Source organism: Candidatus Aminicenantes bacterium, assembly GCA_011049425.1.
In the GTDB taxonomy this organism is placed as follows: Bacteria; Acidobacteriota; Aminicenantia; order UBA2199; family UBA2199; genus UBA876.
The window spans coordinates 1-14061 of the sequence record DSBM01000167.1; the positions used below are offsets into that span (position 1 = coordinate 1).

12 protein-coding genes are annotated in these 14061 nt (G+C 57.1%); 5 read left to right on the top strand and 7 right to left on the bottom strand.

What is annotated here, in order from left to right:
- Positions 1-327 precede the first annotated feature (327 nt).
- The 6 genes from ENN40_11830 to bamA form a co-directional block, all read right to left on the bottom strand.
- The gene (locus ENN40_11830) at positions 328-1410 is read right to left on the bottom strand and encodes a class A beta-lactamase-related serine hydrolase (protein ID HDP96026.1); all 1083 of its coding nucleotides are present in this window, start codon (positions 1408-1410) and stop codon (positions 328-330) included.
- Positions 1394-2353, bottom strand: coding sequence for a Gfo/Idh/MocA family oxidoreductase (locus tag ENN40_11835; GenBank protein ID HDP96027.1), 960 nt, complete (start codon positions 2351-2353; stop codon positions 1394-1396). Before ENN40_11835 ends, ENN40_11830 begins: the two co-directional genes overlap by 17 nt.
- A 17-nt stretch (positions 2354-2370) precedes the next feature.
- Positions 2371-3171 carry an acyl-ACP--UDP-N-acetylglucosamine O-acyltransferase gene (locus ENN40_11840; protein HDP96028.1) on the bottom strand — a complete coding sequence of 267 codons (801 nt, stop codon included), beginning with the start codon at positions 3169-3171 and terminating at the stop codon, positions 2371-2373.
- Complete coding sequence (locus ENN40_11845) at positions 3168-3356, bottom strand: hypothetical protein (protein HDP96029.1); 189 nt, start codon at positions 3354-3356, stop codon at positions 3168-3170. Before ENN40_11845 ends, ENN40_11840 begins: the two co-directional genes overlap by 4 nt.
- Before the next feature lie 18 nt (positions 3357-3374).
- Positions 3375-3884 (bottom strand): OmpH family outer membrane protein, encoded by a 510-nt coding sequence (locus tag ENN40_11850; GenBank protein HDP96030.1) that lies wholly within the window; start codon positions 3882-3884, stop codon positions 3375-3377.
- Positions 3885-3958: 74 nt separating this feature from the next.
- The gene (gene bamA / locus ENN40_11855) at positions 3959-6340 is read right to left on the bottom strand and encodes an outer membrane protein assembly factor BamA (protein HDP96031.1); all 2382 of its coding nucleotides are present in this window, start codon (positions 6338-6340) and stop codon (positions 3959-3961) included.
- A gap of 270 nt (positions 6341-6610) precedes the next feature.
- On the opposite strand from bamA, the gene ENN40_11860 reads away from it, so the two are divergent.
- Together ENN40_11860 and ENN40_11865 are read left to right on the top strand one after the other, a co-directional pair.
- Entirely contained in the window at positions 6611-7330 is a 720-nt protein-coding gene (locus ENN40_11860; protein ID HDP96032.1) for a penicillin-binding protein activator LpoB, read from the top strand.
- Positions 7331-7416: 86 nt separating this feature from the next.
- The gene (locus tag ENN40_11865; protein ID HDP96033.1) at positions 7417-8376 is read left to right on the top strand and encodes an SDR family oxidoreductase; all 960 of its coding nucleotides are present in this window, start codon (positions 7417-7419) and stop codon (positions 8374-8376) included.
- Positions 8377-8524: 148 nt separating this feature from the next.
- On the opposite strand, the gene ENN40_11870 is transcribed toward ENN40_11865, so the two are convergent.
- A complete protein-coding gene (locus tag ENN40_11870) occupies positions 8525-10018 on the bottom strand; it encodes a hypothetical protein (protein HDP96034.1) in 1494 nt (497 codons plus the stop codon).
- A 204-nt stretch (positions 10019-10222) separates the two neighbouring features.
- Between ENN40_11870 and ENN40_11875 the strand changes: the two genes are divergently transcribed.
- From ENN40_11875 to gatD, 3 genes are all read left to right on the top strand, one after another.
- A complete protein-coding gene (locus ENN40_11875; GenBank protein ID HDP96035.1) occupies positions 10223-11005 on the top strand; it encodes a protease HtpX in 783 nt (260 codons plus the stop codon).
- 91 nt (positions 11006-11096) lie between these two features.
- Positions 11097-13076, top strand: a complete 1980-nt coding sequence (gene gatE, locus ENN40_11880; protein HDP96036.1) for a Glu-tRNA(Gln) amidotransferase subunit GatE — start codon at positions 11097-11099, stop codon at positions 13074-13076.
- Positions 13069-14061 (top strand): Glu-tRNA(Gln) amidotransferase subunit GatD (gene gatD / locus ENN40_11885; protein ID HDP96037.1); only part of this gene is annotated, 993 nt, incomplete at its 3' end. The genes gatE and gatD, both read left to right, overlap by 8 nt.

Consider the following 14061-nt stretch of genomic DNA (forward strand, 5'->3'; position numbering starts at 1 on the left):
CTTGCCCGTTGCCCCTTGCCCCTCGCCAAGGGCTTTTACTTTCGACTTTCGACTCATATGCCCCTTGCCATGTCAAAGTTGAAAAGTTGAAAAGGTAAGAAGTAGAAAAAAGGAGACAGGTATCAGGTGACAGGAGGCAGGGAAACAGGCGTAGGGGCGACCGGCCGGTCGCCCACGAACCAGAAAAAACCCATTCTAAATCCCAAATCCCAAATAAATTCAGGATCTATTACGTTTTGTGTAGGTATAGAAGTTATTCCAATTTGAAAAAGGGAAAGGCTGCAGTAGAGTACCCTTTCGGGCATAAAAGGGAAGAGGTGTAAGCGATTATCCCGTCTTTCTCAGGCGCCCGACCAGCGCCTTGTGCAAGCGGCGGCGGATGCGATTGAGGTTCAGCGATTGCACTTTGGGATGAACGCGGTTGGACAGCAGGATATAGCGCATACGGGTGACCGGGTCGATCCAGAGAGAAGTCCCGGTGAAGCCGTTGTGACCAAAGGCTGCCGCGGAGAAGCTCTTTCCCCCCGAGGTCAGGGGCGTCGAATTCAGTTTAAACCCGAAACTGCGGTGGGATAATTTTCCGGGAGTCAGATTACGCTGCATGAGTTCCAGGGTTTCCGCGCGAAACAAGGTGGAACTCTCAGGCAGGAACTCAGCGCTCAGGCGGAACAGGGCCCGCGCCGTTGCAAACAGGCCCGCGTTGCCCGCACATCCTCCCAGGTAGTAAGAATTTCCGTCATGGGTTTGAGCGCGGATCACCTCTGTTCTCCAGGGAAACGCATTCACCACGGCTTGTGGAAAATGTTTTCGTGCCAGTTCCTTTTCCCATTGGTTACCCTTTTCCGTAGGCGCGCATCGCAGGCGGTCATGCTCGGGAACCTGCAGCAAGAGATCCGGGATGTTGAGCGGATCCAGGAGCAGCTTCTGCGCGGCGCGCACAAACGGCTCTTTTGCCACTTTAGTCAACACGAAGTGCAGCAGGATGTAGCCGGGACATGAGTAGTGTACCCGGCGCCCCGGTGCAGATTTCAGCGGCAGGGATTTCAGCATGTCGTAATAGGGTCGGGATTCAATGTAGAGAGGAAGCCAATCCGGTAGCCCGGAAGTATGGGTGGCCAGGTGGCGAATGGATATTTGCGAGTGGGGGTAGTCCGGCAGAAAGCGACGCACCGGGTCTGTAATGGCGATCTCGCCGTATTGGATAAACCACGCGGCCAGCAGCGCCGTCACCAGCGGCTTGGTCAGGGAAGCCACATCAAAGAGGGTGTCTTGCGTCAGCGGCTCCGGCAATGGTTCCAGGGCCCGTTTGCCGCGGTAGCATTCATACAGGATGTGTTCGCCGCGCCCCGCCACTACGGCCAGGCCGGGGAAAACCCCTCGTTGGATCAGGCGCTCAACCAGTGATTCGATTGGAGGCCTTCTCTTCTATGTTGCGGGAGATGCGCAGGGCCAGGTCCAGGGCGCGCCGCGCTTGCGCGGGCCCCACGTTGCCTTTACCGTTGCGGTGGATGGAATCGCGAAAACGTGCCCACAGGTTGGCCAGGGGCTCCTGGTCGGGAATGTTGGGGATTTCTTCGTGGATATTGCCGTCACGCAGGGAATAGCTTTTCACCGTGCGCTTTTTGTAATCCAGTGAGATGTATTGATCCTTCTGGAATATACGCAATTTACGGGTTTTTTTCTGGGAGACGCGGCTGGCGGTGAGATTTGCCACCAGTCCGGAAGCGAATTCGAGGCGGACGTTGGCGATATCCACACAAGACGAGATGATGGGCACACCCAAGGCGCTGATTCCCTCGACCGCTGATGAGTCCATGTCCAGAATGATGTCCAGGTCATGAATCATCAGGTCCATGACCACGTCAATATCGAGGGAGCGCGGTGAAAACGACCCCAGGCGTTGACTCTCAATGAACAGCGGGTTGTTGACAAAGGGGCGGACCCATTGCACCGCGGGATTGAACCGCTCCAGGTGACCCACGCCAACCACCACTCCGGTTTCCGATGCGAGGCGGACCAATTCATCGGCTTCCGCCAGGGTGCGGGTCATGGGTTTCTCCACCAGTACATGGCGGCCGTGAGAGATAAAGTAGCGGGCGATTTCGAAATGGCTTTCCGTCGGAGTCGAGACCATGACCGCATCCACTTGGGAAAGCATTTCCTGGTAGTGGTTCACTGCCGGGGCGGCATGGGCCTGAAGTGCTGCCCGCAATTGTGCGGGGTCACGGTCCGTCGCCGCGGTTACTAGGATCCCCGGCAAAGAACGGGCCACGCGCAAGTGGTTGGTTCCCATGGCTCCGGTCCCCACGATGCCGACCCGCAGGATGGGGGATGATACAAGTTCAGTGGCCATGGCTGGTTTCCAGGGTGCTATTTGTGAACGAAGTTCTTCAGAATTCCCCGTCGCGAGCGTTGAACGAAATCCGCTATGATACGCATCTCTTCGCTGTCGGGATAGGTTTGCCGTAGGCGATCCAGGGCTTGCGAGGTGTTGAGGTCGGAGCGGAAGATAATGCGGAAGATATCTTTGACGGTAGTGATAAACTCGCGGCTGATGCCGTTGCGCATCATACCGATGGAATTGGGACCAAAGAAAAAGTAATTTTCCCGGGACTGGGAAATCTTGGCGAAAGGCAGGATGTCTTGAAGCACGATGGTATAGCCGCCGATATACGCATTGCGGCCGATATGCACGAATTGGTGAACCGAAGAGTGGGCGCTGATCACCACGTGGTCTTCCACCTCCACGTGCCCGGCCAGAGTGGCGCCGTTGATGATCACGGTGTGGTCACCGATGCGGCAATCATGCCCTATGTGGGCATAAGCCATCAGGTAATTGTGATTTCCCAGCCGGGTCGTGCCCCCACCCTTGACGGTGCCGCGGTTGATGGTGGCGAATTCACGGATCGTGTTGTGGTCGCCGATTTCCACTCGGGTTTCTTCGCCCTTGAAGGTGATGTCCTGGGGGTCGGTGCCGATGGAAGCGAAGGGAAAGACCACGCATTCGCGCCCAACGTCGGTATTGCAATCAATCACGGCATGGTGCTTGATTTCTGAACCATCGCCGATGCTGACGTTGTCACCGATAATGGCATATGCGCCTACGGATACATTACGGCCGAGCCGGGCGCTGGGGCTGATGCGGGCGGTGGGATCTAAGGTTGGCTTCATTGTCCTGCCATGGCGGATAGGAATCTTCTTTCCGCCGCCGCATGTTTCTCAACAGTGGCGGTTGTGTTCACTCGGGCACAACCCCGGCCGTGACGCAACCGGCTGGCTCGCTTATTCAGATACCCACCCGGCGCCACCACGTAGCGGAATCGCGCAATATCCGTGATGGATACAGGCGTTTCCATGACCCTATATATCTGCGACTACTTGGCCTTGTACTTTTCGTCGTACGCCCGGATCACTTCATCGGTGATATCAATAGCGGTATCGAAATAGGATACCCCGGCGCTGCTGAGGTCGAGGATCAGGGTGTAACCCTGCGCCTTGCCGATCTGTTGAATAACGGGCATGATCTCTTTGTAGAGGGTTTCCATTTCTTTCTGATACCGGCGCTGGAATTCCTTCTGGGAATCTTCGACAAAGCGTTTGATGTCTACCTGCCGGCTCTGCAGGTCAGCGGCTTTGCTTTCGCGGGTTTCCGGGTTCAGTGCCGGTGACATCAGTTCCTTTTCCAGGGCCTTGATGGCGGCTTCCTTTTTCTGGATTTCCGCCTGTTTCTCATTGCTGATTTTTTCCAGTCTTTCCTTTACCTGCTTGCCGCGAATGGTTTCCACCAGGATCTTCTGCGGGTTCACAACGGCGATTTTCTGTTCGGCATACGTATACGCGGTCATGGATGTCAGGACCAGACCGATCACTAACGCTCTCTTCATCGTTCACTCCTTTTTCCTATTATACACTATTTTACATCTATCATATTCTCGCGCCGTTGCCGACGGACATTGCCTCAATGAAACGACGGTCCAACGGCGAAGCGGAACGCGAAGTGTTTTTCATCTTCACGAAGCAATCTCGAGTTGCGGGCAAAAATCAAACGGAAGGGGACGTTCAGCATGGGTACAAACACTTTGACTTCAATTCCCAGGGATTGGTAGACATCGTCCAGTTTAATGGGAACACCGGTATCATAACTGTTTCCCACGTCGTAGAAAGCCACGAAAGAAACCTGGTCGTTTAAGGGGATGCTGTATTCGGCGTTGATAAAAAATGCCTTGGTGCCGCCGATGATGTAGTTGTTTTCACTGCTGCGCGGACCGATGGTGTAGATTTCATACCCACGAATCGACCGTTCGCCGCCCAGAAAATAGCGCTCGTAGAACGGGACTTGGTTTTCTCCGAAGTTGTGGATAAACTGGTAGACCAGATGCAATCCCAGGATATGGCGGCGTTTCCACAAGGGAGTGAACTTGACGAATTCGAATTTCACCTTGTGCAGGTCGACGTCGCCCCCCAGAAATCCCCCGCTGTAACGGTAATTGACCAGGTACTTGATTCCGGAACGGGGGAATATCGGAGAATCTACGGTTGAGTAATACAGGGTGGGGGAAAGCGCGGAGAGGGTGCGCTTGCCGCCGGTGTAGTAGTAGTAAGAATAGGGATTGGTGAAATCCAGGTCCGGGTCGATGTCGGTGATTTCAATGCGCTGCAGGCTGTAGACCAGGGAGGCGCCCCAGTAGCGCCAGAAGCGCGAAGAGGTGGAGATGTTGAAGCCTTCGCTGTGCTGGGTGTAGAGGGCGGGAAGCTCGTAAGAAGTACGGTATACCTCGATTCCCAGGCTGGCCGGGGAATTGAACAACCAGGGCTCGGTAAAAGCGAAGCGATAGTTCTTTGAACGGGTACCCTGCTGAAAACTCAGGGCGAAGGTCTCGCCCATGCCCAAAAAATTCTGGGTGGAATATCCGGCGGCGATAAACAGGCCGTCATAGCCGCTGAAACCCACATTGAAGTTGATGGATTGGCGATTGAGTTCCTGGACTTCCACAAGGAGGTTGATTTTCTGCGGATCTTCCGGGTCCGGTTTGATTTCCGGCATCTTTTCCACGGTAACCAGGCCGAGTTGCTTCATGCGCCGGATAGAGTCTTCCAGCAGGTTGATGTTCAGTCGATGCCCCTCGCGCAGGAACCACTCCCTGCGGATGACGTGATCCTTGGTAAAGGTGTTGCCTACGAATTCCAGGCGTCCCAAGTACACGATGTCGTTTTCCTGAACCGTGAAGGTCAGGTCCGCCACCTTCTTTATCGGATCCAGGTTTTCCGCGGGGATCACCTGGCAATAAAAGTAGCCCAGCGAGTAGTAGAGTTTGCGAATCTCTTCAATGGCTTCATTGCGTTTCTTGATGTTAAAGACATCGCCTTTGCCCATCTTGAGCTGGTTTTTCAGGAATTCGGACCTGATGATCTTGTTGCCCTGGACCTGCACTTCTCCCAGGCGGTACCGGGGGCCCAGTTCAACGGGGATAGTGATGCGCAGCATCTTGCGGATTTTTCCGAAAAAGTTGTGGCGGCGGTAAAGAGAGAACTCGGGCGTTCCCACCTTGGCCTCCAGGAACCCCTTCTGCTGCATGCGTTCGCGGATGTTCTCCAGGTCTTCCTGGATTCCTTTCTCATCGTAAACGTCCTTGCCGCCGATGGCGGAGAAAAGTCCATGCGGTTTGTTGTTTTTCAGGCCTTTGCGCAAGAATCGCGCTGAAATCTTCTTTTTGTCCAAACCACTGAACACAACGGCACCGATGCGGGTTTTGGGTCCGGGGTCGACTTTAATGGTCAGGTCCACCTGGTCTTGACCCTTATCACGGGTGATCACGTTCACTTTACCGTTGTTGTAACCTTTCTCCACCAGCAGGTCGGTGATGATCCGTTCCACGCGCTTCACTTTTGCCGGGTCGAAATAGGAGAGGGTGGACAGAACGATGTTGTTTTCCTGTAGCTTTTCTTTGATGGCGTCCTGCTTGATCTTTTTGCCGGTATCGTAGGTGATGGAGGCAATGGTGCGATTCTCTTCCACGGTCACGATCACCGTGTTCGTGCCTTGATCCCGTGCCAGTTCAATGCGAATGTTGCTGAAGAAACCGGTATCCCAGAGGCTTCTGAAATCACGCTGGAGGATGTCCTGTGAAAGCGGGCCTCCCGGACTCGATTTCATGTAGAACATGATGGTGTCTCGAGAAACCTTGCGGTTACCCCGGATCTCGATCTGGTCGATGTTCTCTGCGTGGATCAACCCAACGAGCAGTAGAATGAGTACGCATGCTCCAGCCAGTTTTTTCATGAACACCTCTGAATAAAAGGTTCTTATAGCATATCCCCCCGCAAAACTCAACACGGGCATCGGGGTGGGCGCCAGGGAAGGACTCCGGTTTTTCTGTGCGGGCGCTACGTGGATGTGACGACCAAACAGTGCCGGGATCCGTCCCCTGTCTGTGACACGGGAAACACATCACTGGTTTCTTTGCTCATTGGAATTCGTTGACTTTGTATGCGGGCTTGATTATACTGGCCCCGGACCGGTTGGTGTGGAAGCCGAGCGAAAAAATTTTTCGCCGCTTTTTTTCATACCTCGGACGTCTCTAGAAGGAGATTCTTGAGAAGGAGATTTCGCATGAGCATGAAAAAGGCAGTTCTCGTAATGCTGGTTGTCCTGATGTTGGCGGGCCTCAGCCTGGAAGCCCTTGAAAAACCGCGCCTGGGCGTGTTGCGCTTTAGCAATGAGACACGCATCGAGTGGTGGACCGTGTCGGTGGCCCGGGATATGCAGGATTTGATGGCTTCTGAACTGGCAAGTACCGGAGAATTTACGGTGCTCGAACGCAACGAGCTGGGAGAGGTTTTGGCGGAGCAGGACCTGAGCGAATCGGGCCGGGTGGATCCCGCCACCGCCGTGAAAGTGGGCAAAGTCAAGGGTGCCCAATACCTGATCGCCGGTACCGTGACCTCGTTTGAAAGAGGCGTGGCAGGCGGGGGCGGCAAGGCGCGTTTTAAGGGACTTTCCGTGGGTGGAAAGAAAGATAAAGCCTACATTGCCGTGGATGTCAAGGTGATCGATACCGAAACCGGTGAGATCGTTGACACGCGCACCATCGAAGCCACGGTTACCGCCAAGGGCGCCGGCGCCGGTTTGTCCCTGCGCAACTTCTCGATCGGCGGCGACACTTACAAAAAAACCGCCACGGGCAAAGCCATTCGCGCCTGCATGGTATACATTTCGGAATATTTGACCTGTTCCCTGGTCAAGGGCAAGGACCATTCCTGCATGAACAAGTGGGATAAGATGGACGCCAAGCGCCGGGAAAAAACCAAGAGCACGATCAAACTCGATTAAGTAGTGTGACTCCATCCGGAGATTCGGGGAAATCCCGGAAATTGCATAAGCAATTTTCCGGGAACCCCGCTTTCCTTCAAGGCCCGTTGCAAGACAAACCGCCCACGGTACTGATCACTGGGGGCGCTGGTTTCCTGGGTTCCCATCTCTGTGACCGCTTCCTGAAAGAGGGTTGGCGGGTGGTGGCCTTGGACAACCTGCTCACCGGGTCGGTGGACCACATCGCCCACCTGATGGGCCATGAACGTTTTCGATTTATCCGCTACAATGTGACCCACTACCTTTACTTTGCCGAACCCATCGACCTGATCCTGCATTTCGCCTGCCCCGCTTCGCCGCTCGACTATGCCAAGTTCCCCATCCAGACCATGAAAGTGGATTCCCTGGGCACCCTCAATTCACTCGGTTTGGCCCGGGCCAAAAACTCGCGTTATGTATTTGCTTCAACTTCCGAAGTGTACGGCGATCCACGGGAACACCCCCAGAAAGAGTCTTATTGGGGGCATGTGAATCCGGTGGGTCCCCGTTCCATGTACACGGAATCCAAACGCTTTTCCGAGGCCATGTGCATGGCGTATCACCGTCACCACGACTTGGATATTCGCATCGCGCGCATATTCAACACCTATGGAACGCGTATGCGCCTGGATGACGGACGGGTGATTCCCACCTTTATCGTCCGGGCGTTGCGCCATCAATCCCTGATCATTAACGGAGACGGTAGCCAGACCCGCAGCTTCTGCCATGTCGACGACATGGTGGATGGCCTGTTCCGCTTGTCTGTGCGGAAAGATCTGGCTGGCACGGTAGTGAACCTGGGAAATCCCGAAGAGGTCACCATTCGCCATTTGGCGCAACGGATCCTGGAGTTGAGTCAGGGCAAGAGGAAAATCGAAAACCGCGAGATGCCCGGGGATGATCCCGCCCGGCGCCGTCCCGACGTCAGCCTGGCCCGGCGCCTGCTGGACTTTGAACCGCGGATCAGCCTGGAAGCCGGTCTGTTCGGCCTGATTCCGTGGGTGCGGGAAAAGCTCAAGGCAGAGTAGGGGCGACCGGCCGGTCGCCCGAACTGGGGAGTGCTTGTAAACATGTGAATACGGGTTTTTGGATTACGGAAAGAGTCGCAGATGTCAGCCGCAGCGACTGTCTCTTTGCCTTCCTGCCACCTGATACCTGTCTCCTGTCACCTTCTTTTCAACTTTTCAACTCTTCAACTTTTGTTTCCAGGTAGGGTAGACCGGGAATCAACAGCATGGCGGGGACGGACAAGACAAAACTGAAACCAAACAGCCAGGCGTACCCCAGCCAGCCCGCGATGAATCCGCTGGCCACGCCTGCAAACAACCCCCCCAGGTTCATCAGGCCGGATCCGATGGCGTAGTGAGCGGCCTTGAAACCCTGGCTGCAGATGCGCATCAGGTAGGTCATGAGCACCGCGGTGCCCAGGCCGCCGGCCAGTTGGTCAAAACCGTGGATGCCGGCAAACAACGCCAGGTTGCCCGTGCCCAGCCAGGTGGATTCCATCCCCCCCGGGGTGATAAAGGGCGCCAGGTGCAGAGCGGCGCCCATGTAAATCAGGTTGGTCAGGTTCTGCGCCAGCAGGAAGGGCCAGATGAGGCGCCGCATGCCATAGCGTGAAATGGCCCACCCCCCGATTAAAGCCCCGGCGATGGATGCGGGCAAACCCACCCAGGCGCTGATCCAGCCGTAATGGGCCTTGATGCCCAGATCCACTACAAAGGGGGCCACCATGGTGGAAAGCGCCCATTCCCCGGTGCGCATGAGGATGATAAAACCCAGGATACGGCCTACCCGCTCGCGGTCCATGAACGAGACAAATGCGCGGGAGAAATGGGAATCCCGTTCCGACAACAGGCGGCGCTTGAGGGGGCGGCGGAACAGGCCGACGCCGATCAGGGCCAGCAGCAACAGCAGGGCGATCCAGTGGGAAAAGTAGATGCGCCGCAACCAGGGCAGTCGCCCCTGCAGGTTCTGCCAGGCGGGAGAGAGGAAAAAAGCGCGCACTCCCAGAATCCCTCCAGTAAAGAGAGCAACCAGGGCCAGGGTGCGGGGGCGAAGCAACGAGATCAGCCAGTCCGCCGGGGCACGCTTCGGCGCTTCCACCTCGGCCAGGAAAAACAGGTGGAAGACAAAAAAGATGCCGAATATCACGGCGGCGGCGGCAAAAGCCGTTCCCCAGCCGGTCGTGGTTCCCAGGGTGACCACCACGCCTGTTCCCGTCATCATGGCGATGCGGTAGGCCATTACGCGGTAGCCCACCCAGCGGGCCTGGGAATTTTTGTCCAGGGCTTCCATGTAGTAGCCGTCAATGGCGATGTCATGGGTGGCCGCCAAAATGGAGCCGACAAAGAAGAGCGCGGCCACGGCCCGGACCCCGAATTCCAGGGGAGCAAACACCGCCGCCAGGATCACAACCGCCAGCAGCATTCCCTGCATGCTCAGCAGCCAGCGGCGCTTGGTGGCCACGGCGTCAACCTGGGGAGCCCAGAGGAACTTGAGGATCCAGGGCAGGCCGAAGAGGGAAGTCAAGCCGATGTTTTCCAGCGAGACGCGCATGTCGCGAAAGAAAACCGACGAAACGGTGCGGATCAGCGTAAAGGGAAAGCCCTCGGTGAAGTAGGTGGTAAAGGCCCACAGTGCCGGGGGCACGCGAAAGCGGTTTCTCATGGCATGGGTTCCGGTGGAATGGCGATTATAGCAGTCACTAAACCCGCGTGCAAATCCATGGGGTGCCTTGATAGAGTGAGACGGTATGGTCTATAATCAATCGATTAACGCCGCCGGCAGGCGGCGGGGAGGCGAACGGTGAACCAGATAAAGACCGTGTTGTTGCTGGGCGCACTGACGGGCCTGCTTTTGCTGATCGGCGGCATGGCCGGCGGTAAGGCGGGGATGGTGATCGCCCTGGTCCTGGCCACGGTCATGAACCTGTCGGCCTGGTGGTTTTCCGACAGCATTGTGCTGCGCATGCACAAGGCCCGTCCACTGGGAATGCAGGAGTCTTCCCGTATCCATGCCATGGTGGAATCACTGAGTCAACGCGCCCAAATTCCGCCCCCCCGGATTTATGTCATGGAACATCCTTCGCCCAATGCCTTTGCCACCGGGCGTGATCCGTCCAAGGGCGTGATCGTGGTTTCCACCGGCCTGCTGCAACTCCTGGACGAGCGGGAATTGGAAGGAGTGCTGGCGCACGAGTTGAGCCATATCCGTTACCGCGACACCATGGTGCAATCCATTGCCGCCACCTTGGGCGGAGCCGTCATGATGGTGGCCTACCAGATGCGCTGGTTCGCTTTCCTGGGGGGAGGCGCGGGCAGAGATGACGATGACGGCGGCGGAATCCTGGGTTTGCTGGCCATGGCGATCCTGGCCCCGTTGGCCGCCGGCCTCATCCAGATGGCGATCTCCCGCTCCCGGGAATACGGCGCGGATGAGGGCGCGGCCCGATTGACCCACAACCCTGAAGGCCTGGCGTCGGCCCTGGAGAAACTGGGTCGCCAGAGCCGCCGCATTCCCTTGCGGGCGCACAGTCAGGCGGCCCACCTGTTTATCGTATCTCCCCTGCGTGCGGATTTGCTGGCGCGCCTCTTTTCCACCCATCCGCCCCTGAAGGATCGCATTGCGCGTCTGCGTGCCATGTCCGTCTCCTGACTCCTTGCCTTGACAAGCCCCATATCTCCTTCTATACTGGACCATTCGCACTTCCGCCGCTGCGGAGGATAACCCGGAACAGGAATCGATTATGAGTGAAAACCCGCGTCCCGATCAGAATACCCGCAAGACCCTCAAACAGGTGGGCTACAAACCCCTGGGCAAAATTCCGGACGCCGTTTACGCGGAAATGGGTTTCCGCTGCGGCCTGGAAATCCATCAGCAGTTGATGACGAGGCAGAAGCTGTTCTGCCGCTGTCCCGCCGGGATCTATCAAAAGGATGGCGAATACGACGCGGAATTGGTGCGCCACATGCGCCCCACTCTGAGTGAACTGGGCGAATATGACGGCACGGCGCTGATGGAGTTCAAAACCCGCAAAAACATCTATTACCGTATCCAGAATGAAACGGCGTGTACCTACGACATCGATGACACGCCCCCGTTCCGCATTGACGACCAGGCCCTGGACATCGCCCTGGAAGTGGCGTTACTCCTGGAAACCAGCATTGTCGGCGAGTTGCACGTGACCCGCAAGCAATACCTGGACGGAAGCATTCCCACGGGATTCCAGCGCACCGCCATTGTGGGCATTGAGGGACGCATTCCCGTACAGGGCAGCGAAGTGGGCATCATCCAGATCAGCGTGGAAGAGGATTCCTGCCGCGAGGTATCCGACCTGGGCCATGACCGGGTCTATACAACCGACCGGCTGGGCATGCCCCTGATTGAAACCGTGACCCATCCACACCTGGTGACGCCGCGCATGGCCGCGGCGGGCGCGCAATACCTGCGCTTTATGACCCGCAGTACCGGTCATGTGCGCACCGGGATCGGCGCGGCCCGGGAAGATGTCAATGTCAGCATCCGCGGAGGAACTCGTGTGGAGATCAAGGGCGTGGCCCACATCTCCTGGATACCGGAACTCACCCATATCGAAGCGTTCCGCCAGAAGAGCCTGCTTCACATCCGCTCCCTGCTTTCAGAACGTGGCATGAATGCGGACGCGTGGAAAGTCACCTCTGTGGATTTGCCGGAAACATGGATCCCACACAAGTCCCTGCACGAATTGTACCGGGGCGCCCGCGACCTGCGCGCGGTCGCCCTGAATTTGCCGGGATTCAAGAACCTGCTTTCCCACTTCACCCAGCCCGGACAGGTATTTGCCGACGAAATCGCGGACCGCCTGAAGGTTGTGGCCTGCATAGAACGGCCCAACATGGTTCATTCTGAAGAGTCCCGCTCCCTTCTGGAGCGTTCGCAACTGGCGGAAATACGGCGCCGCCTGGAAGGCGGTCCCCAGGATGCCCAGGTCGTGGTCTGGGGTCCGGCCGACGACATTCCCACCGCGGTGGAAACCGTCGAGGAGCGCTGTCGCATGGCGTTTGCCGGTGTGCCGAACGAAACCCGCAAATCTTATCCAGACGGTACCACCCGTTTTGAACGCGTGTTGCCGGGGCCGGACCGCATGTACCCGGATACGGATACGGCTCCCATCCCGGTTGAAGAGGAGCGTATCGAGCGCATCCGCGCCGGCCTGCCTGAACCGGTCTCTGGGCAAATGGCGCGCATGCGGGAGTGGAACGTGGCGCCCAACCACGTGGGATACATCCTGCGCGGCAACCTTTTCGGGATCCTGGAACGTATTGTAAAAAAGTTCAAACAACCGCCGCGGCGGGTGGCCCGGGTTTTGTCCCAGGTGTTGCGCAACCTGGCACCCGTTCCCCACGGCAAAGGCGGTTTCGATCCCGCCCGACTGGTCGATATCTACGCCTTCATGAAGCGGGAGGAAATCGATACCGCGTTGGTGGAAGCCATGTTGCCCGTGGTTACGGAACATCCCCAGATGGAGTTGCCGTCGGTGCTGGAAACCATCGGGTTCAAAACGAAAAAGCGGCAGGAGATCCTGGATCTGCTACCGGTATTGCACGCCAAGTTCAGCCAGATCAACACTTCACCCGATCCCATGGCCCGGCACCGCTGGATCATGGGCCAATTGCGTCCGGTGGCATTGGGCAACATCGATTTGAAAGAGTTGAGCCGCCTGGTTCCGGGAGACCAAGATGAGTGATATGTTCAAGGGCTACCGCGGCCATGCCCTGGAGGCGCTGAAGAAATTCAACATCCGTGTCTGGAGCGAAGCTGAGGTCAAGACCACGCGCGGGGATTTCCGCGGAATCGTACTGCCTCGTTCCGAAAACGACGATGACCGCCACCTGGTGCTTAAACTGGACACTGGCTACAACGTGGGCGTAAACGTGGATACGGTGAAGTCGATTCAGGAACTCGGTTACCGCGAGGCCCACTACAAGATCCCGGAAAAAGAGTTCCCCTTTTCTCAGGAAAAACCCCGGGTCAAACTGTTCGGCACGGGTGGAACCATCGCGTCGCGACTGGACTACCGCACCGGCGCCGTGATTCCCGCGTTCTCTCCCGGCGAGTTGTACGGTGCCGTTCCCGAGTTGGCGGATATCTGCAACCTGGAAACGGAAAAACTGTTCGCGGTTTTCAGCGAAAACATGGGGCCCAGCCAATACATCACCCTGGCCAAGGCCATCGGCGAAGAAATCCGCCGCGGCGTGGACGGCATCGTGATCGGCCACGGCACGGACACCATGCATCACACGGCGGCGGCCCTGACTTTTATGGTGCAGAATCCACCGGTTCCCATCATCATGGTCGGTTCCCAGCGTTCGTCCGACCGTCCTTCTTCGGATGCGGCCCTCAACCTGGTTCACTCCACCACCGCGGCTTCCCGCTCTGAGATTGCCGAGGTGATGGTGTGCATGTTCGGGCCGACATCGGATGAATACGCCTTGTTGCATTCCGGTACCCGGGTGCGCAAAATGCATTCCTCTTACCGCTCAACCTTTCGCACCATCGGCGATATCCCGCGGGCGCGGGTGGAAGGGGAACGTATTATTCCCATGTGCAAAACATTCAATCACCGGCGCCGCGACCGAGATGTCACCATCAAGCCCTTTTTTGAAGAAAAAGTATCCATTGTCTACTACTATCCCAACATGCAACCGGACATCATCGACTCCCTGGTGGAA